Annotated in this window: 20 protein-coding genes and 1 pseudogene; 8 read left to right on the top strand and 13 right to left on the bottom strand. The window is 62.8% G+C overall.

The window, feature by feature from the left end:
• Positions 1 to 323: 323 nt before the first annotated feature.
• The 8 genes and pseudogenes from J3361_RS19750 to J3361_RS19715 all read right to left on the bottom strand — a co-directional run bounded on the left by J3361_RS19750 (position 324) and on the right by J3361_RS19715 (position 10,273).
• On the bottom strand, positions 324 to 1,088 hold the full coding sequence (locus J3361_RS19750) for an ATP-binding cassette domain-containing protein (RefSeq protein WP_207965987.1): 765 nt from the start codon (positions 1,086 to 1,088) through the stop codon (positions 324 to 326).
• A 13-nt stretch (positions 1,089 to 1,101) separates the two neighbouring features.
• A complete protein-coding gene (locus tag J3361_RS19745) occupies positions 1,102 to 2,220 on the bottom strand; it encodes a succinylglutamate desuccinylase/aspartoacylase family protein (protein ID WP_207965986.1) in 1,119 nt (372 codons plus the stop codon).
• Positions 2,221 to 2,247: 27 nt separating this feature from the next.
• A complete protein-coding gene (locus J3361_RS19740) occupies positions 2,248 to 2,958 on the bottom strand; it encodes an ABC transporter permease (protein WP_053118991.1) in 711 nt (236 codons plus the stop codon).
• Positions 2,955 to 3,683, bottom strand: coding sequence for an ABC transporter permease (locus J3361_RS19735; protein WP_207965985.1), 729 nt, complete (start codon positions 3,681 to 3,683; stop codon positions 2,955 to 2,957). The genes J3361_RS19740 and J3361_RS19735 overlap by 4 nt, the downstream gene beginning before the upstream one ends.
• Positions 3,684 to 3,740: 57 nt before the next feature.
• Positions 3,741 to 4,523 (bottom strand): transporter substrate-binding domain-containing protein, encoded by a 783-nt coding sequence (locus tag J3361_RS19730; protein WP_207965984.1) that lies wholly within the window; start codon positions 4,521 to 4,523, stop codon positions 3,741 to 3,743.
• A 346-nt stretch (positions 4,524 to 4,869) separates the two neighbouring features.
• On the bottom strand, positions 4,870 to 6,558 hold the full coding sequence (locus J3361_RS19725; RefSeq protein ID WP_207965983.1) for an ATP-dependent DNA ligase: 1,689 nt from the start codon (positions 6,556 to 6,558) through the stop codon (positions 4,870 to 4,872).
• Positions 6,555 to 7,586, bottom strand: a pseudogene (locus tag J3361_RS19720) (ligase-associated DNA damage response exonuclease). Before J3361_RS19720 ends, J3361_RS19725 begins: the two are co-directional and overlap by 4 nt.
• Before the next feature lie 236 nt (positions 7,587 to 7,822).
• The gene (locus tag J3361_RS19715) at positions 7,823 to 10,273 is read right to left on the bottom strand and encodes a penicillin acylase family protein (RefSeq protein ID WP_207965982.1); all 2,451 of its coding nucleotides are present in this window, start codon (positions 10,271 to 10,273) and stop codon (positions 7,823 to 7,825) included.
• A gap of 361 nt (positions 10,274 to 10,634) precedes the next feature.
• Here J3361_RS19715 and J3361_RS19710 point away from each other — a divergent pair, with 361 nt between their 5' ends.
• Positions 10,635 to 11,192: a cysteine hydrolase family protein gene (locus J3361_RS19710; RefSeq protein WP_207965981.1), complete on the top strand. Its 558-nt coding sequence runs from the start codon at positions 10,635 to 10,637 to the stop codon at positions 11,190 to 11,192.
• Between the two features lie 293 nt (positions 11,193 to 11,485).
• Here the strand turns inward: J3361_RS19710 and J3361_RS19705 are convergent, their stop codons facing one another.
• The 4 genes from J3361_RS19705 to J3361_RS19690 form a co-directional block, all read right to left on the bottom strand.
• The gene (locus tag J3361_RS19705) at positions 11,486 to 11,689 is read right to left on the bottom strand and encodes an SEC-C metal-binding domain-containing protein (protein WP_003198420.1); all 204 of its coding nucleotides are present in this window, start codon (positions 11,687 to 11,689) and stop codon (positions 11,486 to 11,488) included.
• Between the two features lie 5 nt (positions 11,690 to 11,694).
• On the bottom strand, positions 11,695 to 12,180 hold the full coding sequence (locus J3361_RS19700; RefSeq protein WP_207965980.1) for an LEA type 2 family protein: 486 nt from the start codon (positions 12,178 to 12,180) through the stop codon (positions 11,695 to 11,697).
• Between the two features lie 71 nt (positions 12,181 to 12,251).
• Positions 12,252 to 12,740 (bottom strand): YchJ family protein, encoded by a 489-nt coding sequence (locus tag J3361_RS19695; protein ID WP_186708421.1) that lies wholly within the window; start codon positions 12,738 to 12,740, stop codon positions 12,252 to 12,254.
• Positions 12,741 to 12,742: 2 nt separating this feature from the next.
• Positions 12,743 to 13,240, bottom strand: a complete 498-nt coding sequence (locus tag J3361_RS19690; protein ID WP_207965979.1) for a DUF6231 family protein — start codon at positions 13,238 to 13,240, stop codon at positions 12,743 to 12,745.
• Positions 13,241 to 13,431: 191 nt separating this feature from the next.
• Between J3361_RS19690 and J3361_RS19685 the strand changes: the two genes are divergently transcribed.
• From J3361_RS19685 to J3361_RS19670, 4 genes are all read left to right on the top strand, one after another.
• The gene (locus J3361_RS19685) at positions 13,432 to 14,127 is read left to right on the top strand and encodes an OmpA family protein (RefSeq protein WP_207965978.1); all 696 of its coding nucleotides are present in this window, start codon (positions 13,432 to 13,434) and stop codon (positions 14,125 to 14,127) included.
• A gap of 90 nt (positions 14,128 to 14,217) precedes the next feature.
• A complete protein-coding gene (locus J3361_RS19680; RefSeq protein WP_207965977.1) occupies positions 14,218 to 14,943 on the top strand; it encodes an OmpA family protein in 726 nt (241 codons plus the stop codon).
• A 146-nt stretch (positions 14,944 to 15,089) separates the two neighbouring features.
• Complete coding sequence (locus J3361_RS19675; RefSeq protein ID WP_207965976.1) at positions 15,090 to 15,362, top strand: DUF1145 domain-containing protein; 273 nt, start codon at positions 15,090 to 15,092, stop codon at positions 15,360 to 15,362.
• Entirely contained in the window at positions 15,355 to 16,113 is a 759-nt protein-coding gene (locus J3361_RS19670; RefSeq protein WP_207965975.1) for a collagen-like protein, read from the top strand. Before J3361_RS19675 ends, J3361_RS19670 begins: the two co-directional genes overlap by 8 nt.
• Positions 16,114 to 16,248: 135 nt before the next feature.
• Here the strand turns inward: J3361_RS19670 and J3361_RS19665 are convergent, their stop codons facing one another.
• Positions 16,249 to 16,713 (bottom strand): DUF2269 family protein, encoded by a 465-nt coding sequence (locus J3361_RS19665; RefSeq protein WP_207965974.1) that lies wholly within the window; start codon positions 16,711 to 16,713, stop codon positions 16,249 to 16,251.
• 100 nt (positions 16,714 to 16,813) lie between these two features.
• On the opposite strand from J3361_RS19665, the gene dinG reads away from it, so the two are divergent.
• The 3 genes from dinG (at position 16,814) to J3361_RS19650 (ending at position 21,586) form a co-directional block, all read left to right on the top strand.
• On the top strand, positions 16,814 to 18,958 hold the full coding sequence (gene dinG, locus J3361_RS19660; protein ID WP_186708434.1) for an ATP-dependent DNA helicase DinG: 2,145 nt from the start codon (positions 16,814 to 16,816) through the stop codon (positions 18,956 to 18,958).
• Between the two features lie 234 nt (positions 18,959 to 19,192).
• The gene (locus J3361_RS19655) at positions 19,193 to 20,338 is read left to right on the top strand and encodes a serine hydrolase domain-containing protein (protein ID WP_207965973.1); all 1,146 of its coding nucleotides are present in this window, start codon (positions 19,193 to 19,195) and stop codon (positions 20,336 to 20,338) included.
• Positions 20,339 to 20,455: 117 nt separating this feature from the next.
• Positions 20,456 to 21,586, top strand: a complete 1,131-nt coding sequence (locus J3361_RS19650; RefSeq protein WP_207965972.1) for an OmpA family protein — start codon at positions 20,456 to 20,458, stop codon at positions 21,584 to 21,586.
• Positions 21,587 to 21,599 lie beyond the last annotated feature (13 nt).

Raw genomic sequence — 21,599 nt, 5'->3', positions numbered from 1 at the left:
GTGCGAACACGCCAGTGATAACTACGGCCTCTGTCCTGCGCGCACCTCCTATCTTAGGCCGAATAATTGTTTGCTGCGCGACAGCGCAGCGTCGAAGACGCGGCGGGGGCTCCCTCGCCACAAAAGCAGCGCCTGGCGGCGAATGCCAGTCAGTTAAGCAGCAAACCTGTGGGAGCAAAGCTTGCTCGCGATTGCGGTAAGCCAGCCGACTAAGATATTGGCGACTCTGCCGCTATCGCGAGCAAGCTTTGCTCCCACAGGTTTTATGCCGTTTGTTCCTAACTGACAGGCATTGGCGCCTCCTTTTAAGGGGAGGCCGAGGTTTATTTCAGGTTGCCGCTGAGAAACTGCTTGAGCCGTTCGCTGGTGGGATTGCCCAGCACGTCTTCCGGCGCGCCTTCTTCTTCCACCAAACCCTGGTGCAGGAACAGTACCTGGTTCGAGACTTTGCGGGCGAAGCTCATTTCGTGGGTCACCATGATCATGGTCCGGCCTTCTTCGGCCAGGCCCTGGATCACCTTCAGCACTTCGCCCACCAGCTCCGGATCCAATGCCGAGGTGGGTTCGTCGAACAGCATCACCTCCGGCTCCATCGCCAGCGCACGGGCAATGGCCACGCGCTGTTGCTGGCCTCCGGAGAGGAATGCCGGGTACTGCTCGGCGACCCGTGCCGGCAGGCCGACCTTGTCGAGGTAACGCCGGGCGCGGTCGTCGGCTTCCTGCTTGCTCACCCCCAGCACCCGGCGCGGTGCCATGGTGATGTTTTCCAGCACGCTCATGTGACTCCACAGGTTGAAGTGCTGGAACACCATGGCCAGCCGCGTGCGCAGGCGTTGCAGTTCGTCGGCGTCGGCCACGTGCATGCCGTGGCGGTCCTTGATCATCCGGATCGGCTGGTCGTCCAGGGTCATGGCGCCGTCGTTGGGTTGTTCCAGGAAATTGATGCAGCGCAGGAAGGTGCTTTTGCCCGAGCCGCTGGCGCCGATGAGGCTGATGACGTCACCGGTCTTGGCCTTGAGCGAAACGCCCTTGAGCACTGCATGGTCGCCATAGCTTTTATGCAAGCCTTCGATGGTCAGTTTGTACATGGAGCATGCATCCTCAAGGCGAAAGTAGGTAGCCGCTGCGGTAGGCCTCGGTGCCGGCGACATGGGCGATCACCATGCCGGCCGTGGCCATGCGGCGCAGCGAGCGGGCGTACAGCAGCCCGGCGTTACGGCAATGAACGGGGGTGACGGTGTCGTTGACCGGGTCGATGATTTCCGCGATCAATTGCCCCGCCTCCAGGTATTCGCCGGGCAAGGCGCTGTAGACGAGCAACCCGCCCACGGGCGTTGCCACCGGTTCGACCGCGGCCAGCGGCGTGGCCGGGTAGGGCAGGTCGGGCATGGGCATCGGTTCGCCGTCGATGGCGCCGAAGCGGATCAGGTATTCGATCAAGGCCTGGCAGTCGAGGCTCGCCAACCCGTGGTTGACGTCGCCCTGGCCGCGCAACTCCACGGTGACCGAAAAACTGCCCAAGGGAATCTCGAAGCGGTCGCCGAAGCGTTCCTTGAGCTGCCACCAGAGCAGGGTGAAGCATTCATCGAACGACTGGCCGCCCGAATCGGTTGCCAGCAGGCTGGCTTCGGCACCAATGTAGCGGGCCAGCGGCTCGACCTGGGGCCAGGCTTCGGGCGTGGTGTAAAGGTGCGCCACGGCTTCGAAGTCGCAATGCAGGTCGAGCACCATGTCGGCGTCGCAGGCCAGCCGTTGCAGGGCCAGGCGCAGGGATTGCAATTGCGTGCCAGGCGTCTGCCGGGCGAGCGCATCGCGCAGGCTGGTGCGGATCAGCATCAGGTTGTGTTGCGGATCGTCGGTGAGCAGGTCCTGGATTTCGTTGCCGATCTCCTCGCTCAGGTCGACGAAGCGGCGATTGAAGTTCTGCCCGCTTTCGGTTTCGTAGCGGCCCAGGGGCACGTCCATCAGCACTTGTTCGAGGCCGATGGGGTTGGCGACGGGCACCAGCACGATCTCGTGCCGCAGGTGGCCCGACGCTTCGAGTTCGGCCAGACGTTGCTTGAGGTGCCAGGCGACCAGCATGCCCGGCAGTTCATCGGCGTGCAGGGACGCCTGGATATAGATTTTGCCGACGGCTTTTTCCGGGCCGAAGTGGAAGCTGTGGATCTTGCGTGCGGTCCCCGGTACCGGGGCCAGCAGGTCATGGATCTGGTGGCGCATGTGCGTGTGTGTCCTGGAACAAAAGCCCTAGTGGGTCGGCCCGAGGAAGGCCAGCCATCGGCGTTCGGCGAGGCGGAAGAGGCCCACCAGCGCAAAGGTGACGGTCAGGTAGATCAACGCGGCGATCCCGAACGACTGGAACGTCAGGAACGTCGCCGAGTTGGCATCCCGGGCGACTTTCAGCACGTCTGGAACGGTAGCGGTGAATGCCACGGTGGTCGAGTGCAGCATCAAGATGACTTCGTTGCTGTAGTACGGCAGCGAGCGGCGCAGGGCCGACGGCATGATCACGTAGGCATACAGTTTCCAACCGGTCAGGCCGTAGGCCTTGGCCGCTTCCACTTCGCCGTGGTTCATGCTGCGAATCGCCCCGGCGAAAATTTCCGTGGTGTAGGCGCAGGTGTTCAAGGCGAAGGCCAGGATCGTGCAGTTCATCGCATCGCGAAAGAAGCTGTCGAGCATGGGTTGGGCACGCACCGCCTCGATGCTGTAGATGCCGGTGTAGCAGATCAGCAACTGGATGTAGAGCGGCGTGCCCCGGAACAGGTAGGTGTAGAACTGCACGGGCCAGCGGACGTAGAACTTGGGGGAAACCCGGGCGATGGACAGCGGGATCGACACCACGAAGCCGATCAGCAACGAAGCGCTGAGCAGCCACAGGGTCATCGCCAGGCCGGTGATGTTGACACCATCGCTGTAGAGAAACGGCCTCCAGTATTCCTGTAGAAGTTCGATCATCGCACCGCCTCCCGGGATCCGGCGGCGTAGCGGCGCTCAAGCCAGCGCAGGATGAAGTTGGACGCGCTGGTGATCAGTAGATAGATCAACGCCGCCAGCACCAGGAAGTAAAACAACTGGTAGGTGCTCTTGCCCGCGTCCTGGGCCGCCTTGACCAGGTCGGCCAGGCCGATGATCGACACCAGCGCGGTGGCCTTGAGCATCACCATCCAGTTGTTGCCGATACCCGGCAAGGCAAAGCGCATCATTTGTGGAAAGACAACGTAGCGAAAGCGCTGGCCACGCTTGAGGCCATAGGCCGTGGCGGCTTCGACCTGGCCCCGGGGGACCGCGAGGATCGCGCCGCGAAAGGTTTCGGTGAAGTACGCGCCGTAGATGAAGCCGAGGGTAATCACCCCGGCGCCGAATGGGTTGATCTCGATGTATTCCCATTCCATGAAGTCGGTAAACGAAGTCAGCCAGGTTTGCAGGCTGTAGAAAATCAGCAGCATCAGCACCAGGTCCGGCACGCCGCGGATCAGCGTGGTGTAGAGCTGGGCGGGGATTCGCAGCAGTTTGACGCGGGACAGCTTGGCGCTGGCGCCCAGCAGGCCGAGCAGGACGCTCAACAACAAGGACAGGGCCGACAGCTTGATGGTCATCCAGGTGCCTTGCATCAGCAGCGGGCCGAAGCCCTGCAGGCTGAAGGCCGAGAGCCCCAGACTTTGTAGGAATTGTTCGAACATGGACGTTGCCTTTGGCAGAAAAAAGACGCCCACCCGAGATCGGGTGGGCGCCGCGTATTATTTGCCGCTGTACAGATTCAGATCGCCAAAGTGTTTTTTCTGGATCTCGGCGTATTTGCCGTCGTCGTGTAACGCTTTGATACCTTTATCCAAAAGGGCCTTCAGCTCTTTGTTACCCTTCTTGATACCGATGGCGGTCTTGGATGGCAGCAGTTCGCTGTCCACTGGCTTGCTGACTTCGTAGCCTTCACCTTTTGGCGACTTCAGGAAACCCAGCTCAGCCTGGAGCATGTCCTGGATCGCGGCATCGAGGCGGCCCGAGATCAGGTCGGCGTAGACCTGGTCCTGGTTCTGATAGGCCTGGGTCTTGACGCCGGCCTTGTCCAGCACGGCCTTGGCGTAGGCTTCCTGGATGGTGCCTTGCTCGTAGCCGACGGTCTTGCCTTTGAGCGAGGCAACGTCTTCGCTCAGGCCCGAGCCCTTCTTGAAGACATAGGCCGTTGGGCCGGAGAACAGCTCGCTGGAGAAGTCGATGGCTTTTTCACGGGCCGGGGTAACGGTCATGGAGGAGATCACGCCGTCGAATTTATTGGCCTTGAGGCCCGGGATCATGCCGTCGAAATCGCTTTCGACCCATTTGCATTTGACCTTCAGCTCTTCGCAGATCGCATTGCCCAGGTCGATGTCGAAACCCACCAGGTTGCCATCGGCGGCCTTGGATTCGAACGGAGCGTAGGACGGGTCGACACCAAAACGCAGTTCCTTGTATTCCTTGGCTGTGGCGACGCCAGCGGCCATGCACAACGCCAGTGCAGAAAGGGTCAGCAGTGCTTTTTTCATTATTGAGTCCCTAAAACCAATTTGAGCGCTTGTGGCGCGTAAGATTGTTACCGGTGAAGGTCTGAACGGTATGACGGCATAAAGGTAGCAATTTCCGCACCATAGTGCCGAACAGGTGTTTTAAAAGCACGGGTGGCGGAAGACGGAACGCGATGGTGCGCGAGGCTGAGCGTACATCAAAAAGCGCACCGGGATGGAGCGTGCTGTTCGTTGGTACCGCGCTTTTGTGGCGAGGGAGCTTGCTCCCGCTGGAGGCGCAGCCTCCCCTTGCGGTGTGTCATCCAAAACCGGGGGGCGCTTCGCACCCCAGCGGGAGCAAGCTCCCTCGCCACAAAAGGCGTGTCTGCTATTTCAGCAGGTCCTGGAGCGTTGCCAATGTGTCGGCTTCGTCGACGCTCTTGTCCTGGCGCCAACGCAACATCCGTGGGAACCGCACGGCGATCCCGCTCTTGTGGCGCTTGGACAAGGCGATGCCTTCGAAGCCCAGTTCGAACACCAGGGTGGGCGTGACGCTGCTCACCGGGCCGAACTTTTCCACGGTGGTCTTGCGCACGATGCTGTCGACCTGGCGCATCTCGGCATCGGTCAGGCCTGAATAGGCCTTGGCAAACGGCACGAGGGTGCGTTCGCGACTGCCCGGCGGGTTGTCCCACACGGCGAAGGTGTAGTCGCTGTAGAGGCTGGCGCGCCGACCGTGGCCGCGCTGGGCGTAGATCAACACCGCGTCGACGCTGAACGGGTCGATCTTCCATTTCCACCACACGCCCATGTCCTTGGTCCGGCCGACGCCGTACAGCGCGTTGCGGGCCTTGAGCATCATGCCCTCGACGCCGAGGCTGCGAGAGGCTTCGCGCTGCCGGGCGAGGTCGAGCCAGTCCTGGCCGGTGACGATCGGCGAGGGCAACAGCACTGGGCTGTGGATCCGGGCGATCAGCGCCTCCAGTTGTTCGCGGCGTTCGGCCTGGGGGCGGCTGCGCCAGTCCTCACCTTGCCATTCCAACAGGTCGTAGGCCATCACCACGACGGGGGCGTCGTCGAGGATTTTCTTGCCCAGGGTCTTGCGCCCGATGCGCTGCTGCAACAGGGCGAAGGGCTGCACGGCCGGTTGCAACGGTGCGTCGGGGTCGAAGGCGTCCTCGGTGACTGATTGCGGGGCTTTCCAGACCACGATTTCACCGTCGATCACCGTGCCGTCGGGCAGCGCCTGGGTCAATGATTGCAATTCCGGAAATCGTTCGGTGACCAAGTCTTCGCCTCGGGACCAGACCCACAAATGGCCGTCGCGCTTGATGACCTGGGACCGGATCCCGTCCCATTTCCATTCCACTTGCCAGTCACTGGCGGGCCCCAGCAGTGTGTCGAATTGCTCCACGGGTGCAGACAACGCATGGGCCAGGAAAAACGGATAGGGTTGGCCGCCGCGCTGGGCATGCTCATCGTCGGACTCGGCTGCGATCAACTTGAGGTAGCTGGCCGCAGTGGGGCGATGGGACAGATCGGTATAGCCCACCAGTCGTTGGGCCACCCGTTTGCTGTCCAGCCCGGCCATGGTCGCCAAGGCTCGGGTCACTAACAGCTTGGACACGCCAACGCGGAAACTGCCAGTGATGAGTTTGATGCAGAGCATCAGGCTCGGCCGGTCGAGCTGCGCCCACAGCGCCGGAAGCCGTTCAGCCAGGACTTCGGGCGACTCGCCGCGCAGCGGCAGCAGTTTCTCCTCGACCCACAGCGCCAGGCCTTCATCGGAGCTGTGGGGCGACTCGGGCAAGACCAGTGAAATGGTTTCGGCCAGGTCGCCCACGGCCTGATAACTTTCCTCGAACAGCCAGAGCGACAACCCGCAGACCTGCACCGCCAAATCCCGCAGGATTTTTACCGGCACCAACTGCCGCGGACGCCCACCGGAGAGGAAATACACGGCCCAGGCGGCGTCTTCCGCCGGTGCCTTGCTGAAGTAATCCTGCATGGCGGCAAGCTTGGCGTTGCTGGAAGTGGTGGCGTCCAGTTCGGTGTACAGCTCGGCGAAGGCTTTCATGACGCCTCCTCGCCGCTGTCGGTTGTCTGGGTGAGGTCTTCTTCATCGTCGCCGTATTCCGTGGTGAACCCTTGGGCGTCGAGGCCTTGCTCGCACAGGTGGCGCACCAGCACGGCGACTGACCCGTGGGTGACCATGACCCGCTCGGCGCCGGTCTGTTCGATGGCCCAGAGCAGGCCCGGCCAGTCGGCGTGGTCGGACAGCACGAACCCCCGATCCACACCACGGCGCCGGCGGGTGCCGCGCAGGCGCATCCAGCCGCTGGCGAAGGCGTCGCTGTAGTCGCCGAAGCGGCGCATCCAGCTGCTGCCGCCGGCAGAGGGCGGGGCGATGACCAGCGCCTGGCCCATGATTGGATCGTTCTTCTTGACGTCGCCGGCATAGATCGTCGGCGGCAGATGAACCCCGGCTTCGCGGTAGACCCGGTTCAGCGGTTCCACCGCGCCGTGGGCGAGAATCGGTCCGAGGCTTTCATCGATGCCGTGCAGAATCCGCTGGGCCTTGCCGAAGGAATAGCAGAACAGCACGCTGGCCCGGCCGGCGTCAATGTTTGCGCGCCACCACCGGTTGATTTCCTCGAAAACCTGCGCTTGGGGTTGCCAGCGATAGATCGGCAGGCCGAAGGTCGACTCGGTGATGAAGGTGTGGCACTTCACCGGTTCGAACGGCGCGCAGGTGCCGTCAGGCTCGACTTTGTAGTCCCCCGACGCCACCCAGACTTCGCCTTGATATTCCAGCCGCACCTGGGCCGAGCCCAGCACGTGGCCGGCGGGGTGGAAGCTCAGGGTCACGCCGTGATGTTGCAGGCGTTCGCCGTAGGGCAGGGTTTGCAGGTTGATGTCCTGGGCGAGGCGGGAACGCAGGATGCCTGCGCCGGGTGCCGCTGCCAGGTAGTGTTGGTTGCCGCTGCGGGCATGGTCGCCGTGGGCGTGGGTGATGACCGAGCGTTCCACCGCGCGCTATGGGTCGATGTAGAAATCCCCGGGCGGGCAGTACAAGCCTTCGGGGCGGGCAATGACAAGATCCATGCAGTCACCGGAGCGATGGGCTTGTCAGGTAGAGGCGAGGGCGGGGGGAGAAGTTCTATCGGGTTTTCGGGGTGGATCCACTGAACCCGTGGCGAGGGAGCTTGCTCCCGCTCGGCTGCGCAGCAGTCGTAAACCGGTTGATGCGGTCTGCTTGTAGACATGCAGGGGGCTGCTTCGCAGCCCAGCGGGAGCAAGCTCCCTCGCCACAAATCCTGTCTCCAGGCCCGGGGTTGCAGTTACTTGCCTGGCACCAGGGTCAACCGCGTCTTGCCGTAGGCTCGATCGAAGTTCTGCGATTGCAGCGGCAAATTCTGGTACTGCCCCTTGATCCATGGATCGATGCCATTGGCATAGTGTGGGCTGACCGGGTTGCCGGATTGGCCGGCGCCGTCCTGGATCATCAGCGGTTCAGGCTGGCCGAAGTCGACGATAAAGCGCATGGCCGGCGCCAGGGTGGTGGTGAAATCCTGCCCCCAGGCAAACGCCGCCGTGTTGAGCGTGGTGCCGTCGCCACCGGCCGGCAGCGGGCCGCGTACGACCTGGCCGTTACTGTTTTTCCATGTGTAACGATGCAACTGGCCCCACTGCCAAGCCTTGTGGTCACCGCCCAATTGGCTGTCACCGGCGCTGATGGCGGCGGCCAGGCTGCGGGCGAGGATGACGGCCTTGTCTTCTTTCTGGGGGGTGCGCACATCGTCCCAGAACGGGCTGTCTTCGCGCCCCAGCAGATGATCGGCCTGGGCCGAGTAGGACAATTGGCCGTTGGCGACCAGCGCCTGCCACGCCGCGCTGCTGTCCGGGCCCAGCTCGTCGAGGAAAATCTGCTTCATGCTTTCCTGCAGGAACAGCCCATAGATCGCCGCGTCGGCGGAGGTCGGGCTGAGCCGGCCATCGAATGCCATCAAGCGGGTATAGGCCTCGCGGGCCTTGGCCCGGTCAGCCACCGGCAGCGCTTCGATCGCCTGTTTGAGCGGCTGGGTCATGCCCGGGGCTTCGAAGACGCGCTTGAGCTTGGCCGCGAACGTCGTGGTCTGGTCGTATTGCATGGCGGTCAGGCTGCGGGTGTCGTGCTTGCCCGCGCCAGCCAGCTCGGCCATGCGTTCGCCACGCTCCGGTGCGCCCCAGGAGTTGGACAATTGCATGCCGTAGCCGTGGGGAATGACCCGTTGGTTGGCCGTGCCGAGCCAGCCTTGGGCCGGATCCTGATCGTAGGGGTGCAGCATCGGGTCGGCGTAACCGTCCCAATCGTAGCGCCCCTCCCAGCCCGGCGATGGCAACAGGCCTTCGCCTTCGCGGCGGTTCGGGTAGCGACCGGTGACTTGCCAGCCGATATGGCTGGCGTCGGCAAAGACCAGGTTCACCGCCATGGCGCGGATTTCCCGGCTGGCATCGGAGGCTTTCTCGACGTTCTGTGCCCGGGACAAATCGAAGAAGGCGTCCAGGGTCTTGTCGTCGCTGAAGCTGGGTGTCTGCAAGGCCAGGCCAAAGCCGTTGGCCATGGCCGGCCCTTGGGCGCTGTTAAGCAACGGGCCGTGGCGGGTTTCGAACACCGCTTCACGAATCGGTCGCTGGCCTTTGATGAAATAGGTTTCGTTGCGCACGATCACCGGCTGCCATTTGCCGTTGACCTCGTAGGACAGGCTGTTGCCCTGGCGTCGGATTTTTTCCAGGAACAGGTCCTGGTTATCGCCCAGCACGCTGGTCATGCTCCAGGCCACCTTGCCGTTGAATCCGGCCAGGATCATCGGAATGCCCGCCACGGAAACCCCGGCCGCCTGGTACTTGGGCGCGCGGATCTGTACGGGACTCCACAGTCCCGGCATTCCCAGCGGCCCATGGCTGTCGCTGGCCAACAAACTCTTGCCGCTGCGGCTGCGTTGCGGCGCGATGGCCCAGTTGCTTGAAGACGCAGCGCCCAACAGATTCAGCCCGGCCAACTGGCCGGTGGCCTTGCTGATTTCGTTCAGGCCTGGGATCTGGCCGTTGAGGCGCAGGCCCTGGAGCTTGTCGGCCTCGGTCACGGGCAGTTGCTCGTCCGGATAGGAGGGGCTCAGCCAGGCGAGCTTGTCGTTGTTGACGGTCTGGGCCAGCACCAGGCTGGCGATTTCTTCCGGCAGGTTGGCTGACTGGCTGAAATTCAGCAGGCAGAACATCAGTGCCGAATCTTCCGGCTTCCAGTATTCGGGCTTGTAGCCAGTGGCGGCCAGGTCCGCCGGCAGCTTGTCGCGGTAGCGGAACAGGTAGGCGTTGACGCCGCGGGCATAGACTTCAAAGAAGCGCTTGAGCCGTGGCGAAGACGCCTTGTACAGCTCGTCGGCGTTTTTCTTCAGGTTGACGGCGCGCATGTAGCGGTCGACGTCCAGCCGTTCGGCGCCGGACATCTCTGCCAACCGCCCCTGGGCCAGCAGGCGCAGGGTGACCATCTGGGCAATGCGGTCGCTGGCGTGGACGTAGCCGAGGGTGAACAGGGCGTCATGGAAGCTGTTGCTTTCGATCAGCGGCATGCCCGTGGCATTGCGTCGGACCGAGACGTTCTGCGCCAGCCCCTTGAGCGGCTGCACACCGGACGTGGGCGGGACAGTGTCCTGGGCATTCCAGGTCTGGCATCCGCTCAAACCGAGCACACTGGCCACTGCGGCGGCAACGCCGAGCCGGGGGACGAGGGAAATAGAGGCTGGCGAGGCCATGGCAAAGCTCCTGCGGGAGGGGGTGGCACAATAAAGGCGCTACGTTAGTGAGCAGGCGGGGGCCGCGCAAGCGGGGGCGAGGGTTATTTGTTGATTTGGCGATGAAAGCCCTGCTGTTCACTCAAGGACGACTGTGAACCTGTGGCGAGGGAGCTTGCTCCCGCTGGGCTGCGCAGCGGCCCCAAAACCATTCGACACGGTGTGCCAGGAAAATACGGCTGGCAGGTTTTCACGATTGCTGCGCAACCGAGCGGGAGCAAGCTCCCTCGCCACAAGTCAGCGTGTTTGCTCGAAGGCTTGCCTGTTGGAAGAAGGGATGCTCAAGTGTGGAGATTCAACGACCGAGCAAGAGAAAACCGGCATGGAGCTACAGCACGACGCGGCGCTGATCCTCATCGATCAACAAAAAGGCATCCTTCACCCCAGGCTCGGCCCGCGCAACAACCCCGAGGCGGAGCTGCGCATGCTGGAACTGTTGGCTTTCTGGCGACGCACGGCGCGGCCGGTGATTCACGTTCATCATCTATCCCGCTCGCTGGACTCGGTGTTCTGGCCGGGGCAGTCGGGGGTGGAGGTCCAGCCACGGTTCGAGCCGATGGCGGAGGAATGGTTGGTGCAAAAACAGGTGCCGGATGCGTTCAGTGGCACGCGCCTGGAGCAAGACCTGCGCGAAGCGGGCATCAGGCAGTTGGTGATCGTCGGCGTGGCGACGCACAACTCGGTGGAGTCCACGGCGCGCACGGCCGGCAACCTGGGGTTCGACACCTGGGTGGCCGAGGACGCCTGCTATACCTTCGACAAGACCGATTACTTCGACAATGCCCATTCGGCGTCCGAGGTACATGCCATGTCCCTGGGCAACTTGCATGGTGAGTATGCGACGGTGGTGGGTGTGGAGCGGATTCTGCAGGCGGGCTGATACATATGCAGTGAATGTGCTGGCCTCATCGCGAGCAGGCTCGCTCCCACATTGATTTTGCGGCAATCATTGGATATCGCTTCACCCGCAACTCCCCTGTGGGAGCGGGCTTGCTCGCGAAGAGGGCGTGTCAGGTTAATCACTGCCAACTGACCCACCGCATTCGCGAGCAAGCCCGCTCCCACATTGATTCTGCGGCGATCATTGGATATCGCCTCACCGTAAATCCAGTGTGGGAGCGAGCCTGCTCGCGATAGCGATTTAACAGGCGAAGATTATCTCCGCCCAGCCCTTCAAGCCCCGTGGCATTTCTTGAATTTCTTGCCATTGCCACACGGGCAAGGGTCGTTGCGACCGACATCCTTCAGGGCGTTGCGTACTGGCTCCTGGTGGGCGTGGCCGCAGTTCGGGCCGTGGACGTGGCCGTGGTCATGATCGTGGTGATGGTCGTGATCGTGGTTGCAATCAGGGCCGTGAACGTGGGGTTGCTGGGTCATCGGGGTTACTCCGCAATTAAATCGGCGGCGATTATCACGCCATTGCGCTCAAGGTGCACGTAGTGGGCAATGAATAATCCGGTTTCCAGCTCACCTTCCAGACGATAGGGGATCTGTTCCCGGGGTTTCTCCAGCAGTTTCACCACTTCCCGCACCTGCGGCCACAGGTTGGTGCGCACCGGCACCTTGAAGTAGGCGCTGTGCCTGGGGCGCACGGTGAACCAATGTTCATGCTCACCTTCGGTCAGCAACAGCTCGCCCAGGTGGACACGGTAGGTCAGGCCACGAACGGTCAGGTCGCTGTCGCCGGGGTTGTCGACGCGAAAGTGCAGCATGAACCGCTGTTCCACCAGCCGGGCCCGGATCACCTCGACCTTGACCAGGTGCACCTGGGGCTCAGGGGCTTCATCGCCTCGCCAGGAGGCACAGCCGCCGAACCCGAAGAACAGCAACAGGCAGGTGACGCGCAGCAAGAAGGATGGGTGGGTCATGTCCGTGCCTCTGGTTTATCCCCAGTCTAGCCCTATGGGCCGATGGACGGGCGTCGGACGTTTCCGAAAAATCAGCGGTTGAAGTAACCGGCGCAGCATTTCTTGAATTTGTACCCGCTGCCGCACGGACAATCGTCGTTGCGTCCCGTCTTCACCGGCACGGTCGGGTCGATGAAGTACCAGCGCCCGTCGTTCTGCACGAACGAGGACTGCTCCCGGTGGCTATGCTCGCCCTGGCCATCGTGCCAGCGCGCCGTGAACGTGACGAAGGCGTGTTCCGGTTTACCGCCGAACACTTCGCTGCTTTCCACCTCCAGCCCCAACCAGGTGCTGTTGGCGCTCCACTCGCTGATCGACTGGCGATCGAGGCCTTGCTGCTGGGCGGGCAGGGTGGTGGCGACCAGATAATCCACCAGGCCCAGCACATAGGCGCTATAGCGCGAACGCATCAAGGCTTCGGCGCAGGGCGCCGGGTGACCGTCGTGATAGTGGCCGCAGCAGGCGTCCAGTGAATTGCCACTGCCGCAGGGGCAAATGGGTGATTGGGAGCTTGTGTTCACGGTTACCACCAATATTTTCCAAAGTTTTCCGGGTTGGCCCAGAAACGTGAGTTGAGCCAGTCGGGCACTTGTTTGTATTCAAGCAGATCGTAGGTGAATAGGGTCAGCACCTGATCTTCACGCTGGAATCGCTCACTGGCTTGCAGGGCCAGGGAGAAAAAGTCCGTCTCTTGCCAGCCGCAGGCAGTGAGGTCGGCCAGCACGGCGATGCGGCTGGCGTTGAGATTGCGGATGCCGCCCAGCAGGTTCAGACCCTCGCGCTTGGGCAAATGCTCCAGGCAATCGAGTGCCAGGGCCAGGTCAAAACGGCGCGCCGCCACGTCCGCCGGCAGCGCGCCGCGGCCGGCGTGGACCACTTCGGTGTCGGGGTGGGCCTGCTGGAAGGCTTCGAGTGCGGGAAAGCCGCTGGCACCGATCAGCAGCAGGGTTTGCGGAGCATAACGGTCAAGCACAGCCGCCAGGGCTTGCTGGGGCGTACGCGAAGAAATGGCAACGGTCATCGAAGTTCCTCAGTCAGAACCACCAAGATAGCCTGCCCGGACATCATGGCCTAGAGCGGTTTGTCCCGGAATGTGCGCAAACTTCGTAAACACGGTGCGAAAACCCGCGAATGCTCAGGCTGGCGCAGATTCGAAGTCGGGTCTTTACTCCCCTGAATCGGCGCCAAGCCGATCCCTCAAGGAGAAACCCGATGAGCATAGTTCGGACAGCGTTACCCCTGGTTCTGCTAACCAGTGTGTTGACTGGTTGCGCAGGTTTGCAGAAAACCGACTGGCCGACCTGTGCGGCCGTCGGCGGAGCGATCGGCGCCGGCTTAGGCGCCATAGAAAGCACTTCCTGGGCGGGTGGCGGCGCGTTGTACGTTGGCGGCATGGCGGCAGCTTATTGCTGGGTCAAGGGCGACGGCGACGAAGACGGCGATGGCGTGCCGGACAGCCGCGACAAGTGCCCGGGCACACCGAAGGGCGTGCAGGTCGATGCCGACGGTTGCCCACCACCTGCACCGGCGCCGATGGTTGAGGAAGTGGTCGTGGTCAAGGAAGAAACCATCGTAATCCGCGATGTGCACTTTGAGTTCAACAAAGCCACGCTGACCCCCGCCGACAAAGATGTACTGAGCACGGTCGCGACCCGTCTGAAGCAGGAAACGTCTACCGCGCAACTGAGTGTCACCGGCCACACCGACAGCGTTGGTAGCGATGCGTACAACCAGAAACTGTCGCAGCGGCGAGCCGATTCGGTGGTGAAATACCTGGTCGAAAACGGCGTGCCGCAAGCCAGTTTCGTCTCGGTGTCCGGTGCCGGTGAGAGCCAACCGGTGGCCGATAACAAGACTGCCGAAGGCCGCGCCATGAACCGCCGCACAGAGGTCAAGATAAACCGTTGAAAGCCTTGGCATCCGCGGCTTGTAGAGTTGCGGATGCGGGTCTTTACTCCTGTGTGACCGGTATGGGCCGGTGACACAGGAGCCTTCACCATGAACGTTCTAATCAGGGCCGCCTTACCGGTACTGCTGGCCAGCAGTCTGTTGTCCGGTTGCGCCACTCACAGCGACGGCAGCGCACCCCTCAATCAACGCACCTGGCCAATCTGTAGCCTGATCGGCGGCCTCGTCGGCGGCGGGTTGGGGGCCATTGAAAGCAGCGGTTGGGCCGCTGGTGGCGCCGCCTTGGGGCTGCTGGGCGGTGGTTTGATCTGCTACGCCCAGGATGGCGATGAAGACGACGACGGTGTGTTCGACCGCCGCGACCGTTGTCCCGATACCCCAGCCAATACACCGGTCGAGCATCACGGTTGCCCGGTGCCGCAATACCCCGCCAGCGCGCCACCGGTCGAACCGCAAGCGCCGACCAGCGAAGTCATTACCCTCAACGACGCGGGCAAGGTGCTGTTCGATTTCGACAAATCCGATCTCACCGCAGAGGCTCGAAGCCAGCTCGATGGGCTGATGGGCAAGCTCAGCCATGCCAATGTCGCCAGCATTCGGGTGGTGGGCCACACCGACAGCGTCGGCAGTGATGCCTATAACCAGGGGCTATCCGAACGTCGCGCCAGCAGCGTCGTGGAGTATTTACTGACCCAGGGGCTGGCCCCCGACAAACTCACCAGCGAAGGCAAGGGCGAAAGCGAGCCGGTGGCCGACAATGAGACCGATGAAGGTCGCGCGCAGAATCGCCGGGTTGAATTGCATCTCCAGCGCTGAGGTGCGGGCCAGAGCTGCCGGATCGTCGGGAGGGCGGTCCGGTCGGCCGGGGCTCGCGTTGGATTAAATTTGCTTGGCCCTCTGGCTTATCCGGCGCGCAAGCCGTTACTGTGCGCGCAAAGAATAATTCTCCATCAGGGGGGCGTATGAAGGTGTTTTGGGGGCTGGGGCGCTTGCTGACCCTGCTGTTCTGGCTGGTGGTGCTGGTCAATCTGCTCGTGCCGTTCGTCCATCCGCTGCATCTGCTGGTCAATTTCGCCGGTGCTTTTTTGCTGGTGCTGCATGTGCTGGAACTGCTGTTGTTCCGGGCCAGTTTCCGTGGCCGCGCCGCCCCTGGCCGTGACCGCCTCAGAGTGCTGCTGTTCGGCATCTTCCATCTGCAAACCCTCCCGACCGCGCCAGAGGCTTCCCATGCGTAAATTGTGTCTGCTTGCCGCACTTGTATGCCCGTGGGCTTCGGCCCAGGTGCTCCAGGTCGAAAGCCATTCGTTGATGCGCCTGCCCAACACCACCAGCACCCTGATCCTCGAACGCCTGGAGGTGGCCGATTACGGCACGCTGTTGGTGCCGTCCAATGTCACTGAGCTGTCCATCGACCAATTGCACCTGGGACGTGAAGCGCGGATCGCCATCGTGCCGGCTCAGCAGGCATTGGAAATGAAAGTGGCCCAGGCTGAATTGGCCGAGGGCAGCCAGATCACTTCACGCGGCGCACCGGGAACCTACACCAAGGCCGCGCGGCCGGGGCGCGATCTCAACCTGCGGTTCAAGGTCTTGAATGCGCCGTTGTTGTCGGTGGATGCCCGTGGCGGCACCGGTGCACCGGGTTACGTGGGGCTCGACGGTGCCAACGGCCAGGCGCCGGGTTGTACCTGGGGCTCGGCCGGTCGCGGTGCCGACGGCAGCAATGGCAGCGATGGCCAGCCGGGCGCCGCCGGTGCGCAGGTTCGCCTCGAACTGCCACGGGCCTATCCTGCCGAGCAAATCAAGGTCACGGTGGACGGCGGTGCCGGTGGCGCGGCGGGACACGGCGGCAAGCCTGGGGCGGGCGGCAAGGCCAAGGGCTGCGTGGTCTATACCGCGGATGGCGGCAAAAGCGGTCGTCCTGGTGCCGACGGCCAGCCCGGGCCTGCCGGAGCGGCGGGGACGGTGACGGTGCAGCGGTTCTAAACCTGTCTTAAATCTAACCTGTGGGAGCGAGCCTGCTCGCGATGGGGTTGGATCAGTCAACCTTGCTATGACTGACACACCGCTATCGCGAGCAGGCTCGCTCCCACAGGGGTCGGGTCCAACTGAAGATTATCTTCAGAACATCGGTCGCGCCGCGCCAAGCGCCACCACCAGCAACCCGATCAACAAATTGATCCCCACCAACCGCCGGATTTTCCCCAGTACCGCCGCACCCGCCGGCCAGTCCTGCGCCGTCACGGCATTACGCAATGTCGGCAGTTGCAAGCCCTGGATGCGGATAAACAGCGCCGTCATCACCACATACAACCCCATCATCATCTGCACATAACGCGGCGCGGTTTCGAAACCGGCGAAGCGCATATGGATCAGGCCGACGCCGCTGATCGGCAAAAGTACGACGGCGACCCAGACCCAGACAAAAAAACGCTGAAACACTTCAACCCATAGCTTGAGCCGGGCAGGGCCCTCAAGCGCCGTCATTGCGGCGGGTCGCAGGATCATCCAGGCGAAGAACATGCCGCCGACCCAGATCAGGGCCGCCAGTAAATGCAGGGTATAGACGAGGGCAAAGGGTGTCATTGGGTTACTCCGTTCTGCGCAGGATTCATTAGCGGGGTATGATAGCCGCCGATCCGAACCACTGAAAATTTATCCAGCGTTTTTAGCGCGCGACCATTCAATGATCAGCACCGAACTCAAAACCACGATCCAGGGCGCCTATTCGCGTTTTCTCGAAGCCAAGAGCCTCAAGCCGCGATATGGCCAGCGCCTGATGATTGCCGAAGTGGCAAAAGTCCTGGGTGACATCGACACCGACGACGAAGGCCGGCGCAGCGGCGAGCCTGCCATCGTGGCGGTGGAGGCCGGCACCGGTACCGGCAAGACCGTGGCCTACAGCCTGGCAGCGATTCCGACGGCCAAGGCCGCTGGCAAACGCCTGGTGATCGCCACGGCCACCGTCGCCCTGCAGGAGCAGATCGTCTACAAGGACCTGCCCGACCTGATGCGCAACAGCGGGCTGAACTTCACGTTCGCCCTGGCCAAGGGCCGCGGGCGCTACATGTGCCTGTCCAAGCTCGACATGTTGCTCCAGGAAGGCCATGCGCAGACCGCCACGGCCCAGCTGTTCGAAGAAGAAGGTTTCAAGATCGAGGTCGATGAAGCCAGCCAGAAACTGTTCACCAGCATGATCGAGAAGCTGGCCGGCAATAAATGGGACGGCGATCGGGACAGTTGGTCTACGGCCCTGGAAGACGCCGACTGGTCCCGCCTGACGACCGACCATAGCCAGTGCACCAATCGCCATTGCCCGAATTTCGGCCAGTGCGCCTTCTACAAGGCCCGCGAAGGCATGGGCAAGGTCGACGTCATCGTCACCAACCACGACATGGTCCTGGCCGACCTGGCCCTGGGCGGCGGTGCGGTGCTGCCGGACCCGCGCGACACGATCTACGTGTTCGACGAAGGCCATCACCTGCCGGACAAGGCCATCGGCCATTTCGCCCATTACACCCGCCTGCGTTCCACCGCCGACTGGCTGGAAACCACCGCCAAGAACCTCACCAAGCTGTTGGCCCAGCATCCGTTGCCAGGTGACCTGGGCAAGTTCATCGAGCAAGTGCCGGAGCTGGCGCGGGAAATCAAGACGAACCAGCAGTTCATGTTCACCGCGTGCGAGCAAGTGGCCGATTTCAAGCCCGGCGAAGACGTCGAGGGTCGCGAGCGGCCACGCCACCGGTTTGTCGGCGGGGTGATTCCCGAACACATGCGCGAAATGGGCATCGAGCTCAAGAAAGGCTTCGCGCGCCTGACCGATCTGTTCACGCGCCTGACCGACCTGCTCAAGGAAGGCATGGATGGCGAGGTCAACATCGGTATCGCCAGCAACCAGGCCGAGGAATGGTATCCGCTGTTCGGCAGCCTGCTGTCCCGCTCCCAAGGCAACTGGGAACTGTGGACGGCCTTCACCGCCGAAGACCCGGAAGACAACCCGCCGATGGCGCGATGGCTGACCCTGGCCGAAAGCGGTTCGCTGTTCGACATCGAGGTCAATGCCAGCCCGATCCTGGCGGCGGAAATGCTGCGGCGCAACCTGTGGAACGTGGCCTACGGCGCGCTGGTGACCTCCGCCACGCTGACGGCCCTGGGCACGTTCGACCGCTTCCGCATGCGCGCCGGCCTGCCGAAGAAAGCCGTGACGGCGGTGGTCCCCAGCCCGTTCCATCACGCCGACGCCGGTGTGCTGCGGGTGCCGGACCTCAAGGCCGATCCACGGGATGCGGCCGGCCATACGGCGGCGATCATCCGCGACCTGCCGGAACTGGTGGAAGGCTCACGGGGCACGCTGGTGTTGTTTTCCTCGCGCAAGCAAATGCAGGACGTGTTCGACGGCCTTGATCGTGACTGGCGCAAGCAGGTGTTCATCCAGGGCAACCTGTCGAAGCAGGAAACCCTGAACAAGCACAAGGCACGGGTCGACGGCGGCGATTCCAGCGTGTTGTTCGGCCTGGCGAGTTTCGCCGAAGGCGTGGACTTGCCCGGCGCCTATTGCGAACACGTGGTGATCGCCAAGATCCCCTTCTCGGTCCCTGACGATCCGGTAGAGGCGGCGCTGGCCGAGTGGATCGAAGCCCGCGGTGGCAATCCGTTCATGGAAATCTCGGTGCCGGACGCTTCGCTGAAGCTGGTCCAGGCGTGTGGACGCTTGCTGCGTACCGAAGAAGACCGCGGCACCATCACCTTGCTCGACCGCAGGCTGGTGACCCAGCGCTATGGCAAGGCGATCCTCAATGCATTGCCGCCGTTTCGGCGGGAGATTTCCTGAGGCTGCTGCGATTTTGTAGCGAAGCCATGTAACTGTGGGAGCAAGGCTTGCCCGCGATGAAGGCACCTAGGTTTCAGAGAGACCGCAGAGGCCTCATCGCGGGCAAGCCTTGCTCCCACAGGTTGCTCTTGCACAGGGCATGCTTAGCCAGCCGTCTTGCGGCGGTTCCCAAAAGCCTGAATGGCTGAAACAATGCCAGCCACCTTAAAAGTGTTTGTTTCAAGGGAGTTACGGGTGCAAATTCAAGGTCATTACGAGCTTCAGTTCGAAGCGGTGCGTGAAGCGTTCGCGGCGCTGTTCGATGATCCCCAGGAGCGCGGCGCGGCGTTGTGCATCCAGGTGGGTGGCCGCACGGTGATCGACCTGTGGGCCGGTACCGCCGACAAGGATGGCCATGAAGCCTGGCACAGCGACACCATCGCTAACCTGTTCTCCTGCACCAAGACGTTCACCGCCGTCACCGCCTTGCAACTGGTGGCCGAAGGCAAGTTGCAACTGGACGCCCCGGTGGCCCGCTATTGGCCTGAGTTTGCGGCGGCGGGCAAAGCTGGCATTACCCTGCGCCAACTGCTCTGCCATCAGGCCGGACTTCCGGCGTTGCGTGAGCTATTGCCGCCCGAAGCGCTGTATGACTGGCAAACCATGGTCGACGCCCTGGCGGCCGAAACGCCTTGGTGGACGCCGGGCGAGGGTCACGGTTATGCCGCGATCACTTACGGCTGGCTGGTGGGCGAGTTGTTGCGCCGGGCCGACGGGCGAGGCCCGGGGGAGTCCATCGTGGCTCGCGTCGCCAAGCCGTTGGGCCTGGATTTTCACGTGGGCCTGGCCGACGAGGAATTTTATCGCGTGGCCCACATCGCCCGTGGCAAAGGCAACGTCGGCGATGCGGCGGCCCAGCGCCTGTTGCAGGTGACGATGCGCGAGCCCACGGCCATGACCACCCGGGCCTTTATCAATCCGCCGTCGATCATGACCAGCACCAACAAACCGGAATGGCGACGCATGCAGCAACCGGCGGCCAACGGCCACGGCAATGCCCGTAGCCTGGCCGGGTTCTACGCGGGACTGCTCGATGGCAGCCTGCTGGAAGGTGAAATGCTCGACGAGCTGACTCGCCAGCACAGCCTCGGCGAGGATAAGACGTTGTTGACCCAGACCCGTTTCGGCCTGGGCTGCATGCTTGACCAGCCGGATGTGCCGAATGCGACCTACGGCCTCGGCCCACGGGCGTTCGGTCATCCGGGGGCAGGAGGCTCGATCGGGTTTGCCGATCCTGAACATGATGTCGCGTTCGGCTTCGTGACCAACACGCTTGGGCCTTACGTGTTGATGGACCCGCGCGCGCAGAACCTTGCGCGGGTGCTTGCCACTTGTCTATAAAACGCCATTGAAGGCCATGGACACAGGAACCTCGTGTCCTTTTCAGTTTCCAAGCGTCTGTTTATGCGGCCAAAACATGGCCTTGTTTTTTCATCTAGATCATTTTGTGGATATCCAATGTCATCGAATAAAACCCTCGCTCTGGCGCTGTGCTTCGCTATCACCGGTTGCGCACAAACCCCACAAAATGATGCCGAGGGCGGCAGTGGCTGGTGGCCGTTCGGTTCTTCCGACAAGGTAGCGGCCAAGGATACGGCGCCAGTGGCGCCCCTGAAGCCAGCCGCCGTCGCACCGCAAGCCAAGGCCGAGGGCGCCAGCCATTGGTGGTGGCCGTTCTCTTCCGAGGAAACCGCCGCGGACGCCGCCAGAAAAGCCGAAGCAAAAGCTGAAGCCAAGCCTGAGGCCAAGGCGCCAACTGCGGTTGCCAAGGCCGAAGCCGAAAGCAACGGCAAGTGGTGGTGGCCGTTCGGCGGCAAGGATCAGGAAACCGCCAAGGCGGTGCCGATGCCCGATCCGAAAGTTACCCAGGCCTGGCTCGACGACTACGAGCCGAAACTGCGTACTGCCATCAAGGACAGCAAGCTCGAACTCGAGCGCCGCGACAACGTGCTGGTGGTCACCGCGCCCGTGGACGGCTCTTTCAACCCGGACCGTCCAGCCATGCTGTTGCCTGTGACGCTCGGCCCGTTCACCCGCGTGGCGAAGATCCTCGAAGCCGACCCGAAGACCGCCGTACTGATCCTCGGTCACGCCGACACCTCGGGCGCGGCCCCGGCCAACCTAAAGCTCAGCCAGGAGCGTGCCCAGTCCGTGGCGGCGATCTTCCGCCTCAGCGGCCTGCAACGCGACCGCCTGATGCTGCGCGGCATGGGCGCCGTGGCGCCGCGCGCGGCCAACGACAGCGTTGAGGGCCGGGCCTTGAACCGTCGCGTGGAACTGCTGGTCACGCCGGCCAACACCATGGTTGCGTTGCTGAGCAAATACAACATGCCGGCGCCGGCCCCGGTGACAATGGTTGCCGCCCAGGATGTGAAGCCTGCTGCCCCGGCCCCTGCGCCTGCGGCTAAAAAAGCAGTGGCTTCGACCAAGAAAGCCTCGGCCAAGAAAGCGCCAGCCAAAAAAGCCGCGACCAAGGCGCCTGCAAAGAAGGCCCCGGCCAAGCCCGCCACCCCGGCGAAGAAACCCCAACCGGCCAAAGCCGCCACCGATACCAAGAAAGTCGCGGCCGCCGAGGCACCTAAGCAGTGATGGGCTAACCACA

Origin of the sequence: Pseudomonas sp. OA65 (assembly GCF_017498305.1) — a bacterium.
Taxonomy (GTDB): domain Bacteria; phylum Pseudomonadota; class Gammaproteobacteria; order Pseudomonadales; family Pseudomonadaceae; genus Aquipseudomonas; species Aquipseudomonas zanjanensis.
Note: the sequence above shows the minus strand (reverse complement) of the source record. Positions and strands in the feature narration are given on the sequence as shown.

Coding starts and splice junctions, on each gene's coding strand:
- J3361_RS19750 (WP_207965987.1), bottom strand. CDS start 1,088: ATGTACAAACTGACCATCGAAGGCTTGCATAAAAGCTATGGCGACCAT.
- J3361_RS19745 (WP_207965986.1), bottom strand. CDS start 2,220: ATGCGCCACCAGATCCATGACCTGCTGGCCCCGGTACCGGGGACCGCA.
- J3361_RS19740 (WP_053118991.1), bottom strand. CDS start 2,958: ATGATCGAACTTCTACAGGAATACTGGAGGCCGTTTCTCTACAGCGAT.
- J3361_RS19735 (WP_207965985.1), bottom strand. CDS start 3,683: ATGTTCGAACAATTCCTACAAAGTCTGGGGCTCTCGGCCTTCAGCCTG.
- J3361_RS19730 (WP_207965984.1), bottom strand. CDS start 4,523: ATGAAAAAAGCACTGCTGACCCTTTCTGCACTGGCGTTGTGCATGGCC.
- J3361_RS19725 (WP_207965983.1), bottom strand. CDS start 6,558: ATGAAAGCCTTCGCCGAGCTGTACACCGAACTGGACGCCACCACTTCC.
- J3361_RS19715 (WP_207965982.1), bottom strand. CDS start 10,273: ATGGCCTCGCCAGCCTCTATTTCCCTCGTCCCCCGGCTCGGCGTTGCC.
- J3361_RS19710 (WP_207965981.1), top strand. CDS start 10,635: ATGGAGCTACAGCACGACGCGGCGCTGATCCTCATCGATCAACAAAAA.
- J3361_RS19705 (WP_003198420.1), bottom strand. CDS start 11,689: ATGACCCAGCAACCCCACGTTCACGGCCCTGATTGCAACCACGATCAC.
- J3361_RS19700 (WP_207965980.1), bottom strand. CDS start 12,180: ATGACCCACCCATCCTTCTTGCTGCGCGTCACCTGCCTGTTGCTGTTC.
- J3361_RS19690 (WP_207965979.1), bottom strand. CDS start 13,240: ATGACCGTTGCCATTTCTTCGCGTACGCCCCAGCAAGCCCTGGCGGCT.
- J3361_RS19685 (WP_207965978.1), top strand. CDS start 13,432: ATGAGCATAGTTCGGACAGCGTTACCCCTGGTTCTGCTAACCAGTGTG.
- J3361_RS19680 (WP_207965977.1), top strand. CDS start 14,218: ATGAACGTTCTAATCAGGGCCGCCTTACCGGTACTGCTGGCCAGCAGT.
- J3361_RS19675 (WP_207965976.1), top strand. CDS start 15,090: ATGAAGGTGTTTTGGGGGCTGGGGCGCTTGCTGACCCTGCTGTTCTGG.
- J3361_RS19670 (WP_207965975.1), top strand. CDS start 15,355: ATGCGTAAATTGTGTCTGCTTGCCGCACTTGTATGCCCGTGGGCTTCG.
- J3361_RS19665 (WP_207965974.1), bottom strand. CDS start 16,713: ATGACACCCTTTGCCCTCGTCTATACCCTGCATTTACTGGCGGCCCTG.
- dinG (WP_186708434.1), top strand. CDS start 16,814: ATGATCAGCACCGAACTCAAAACCACGATCCAGGGCGCCTATTCGCGT.
- J3361_RS19650 (WP_207965972.1), top strand. CDS start 20,456: ATGTCATCGAATAAAACCCTCGCTCTGGCGCTGTGCTTCGCTATCACC.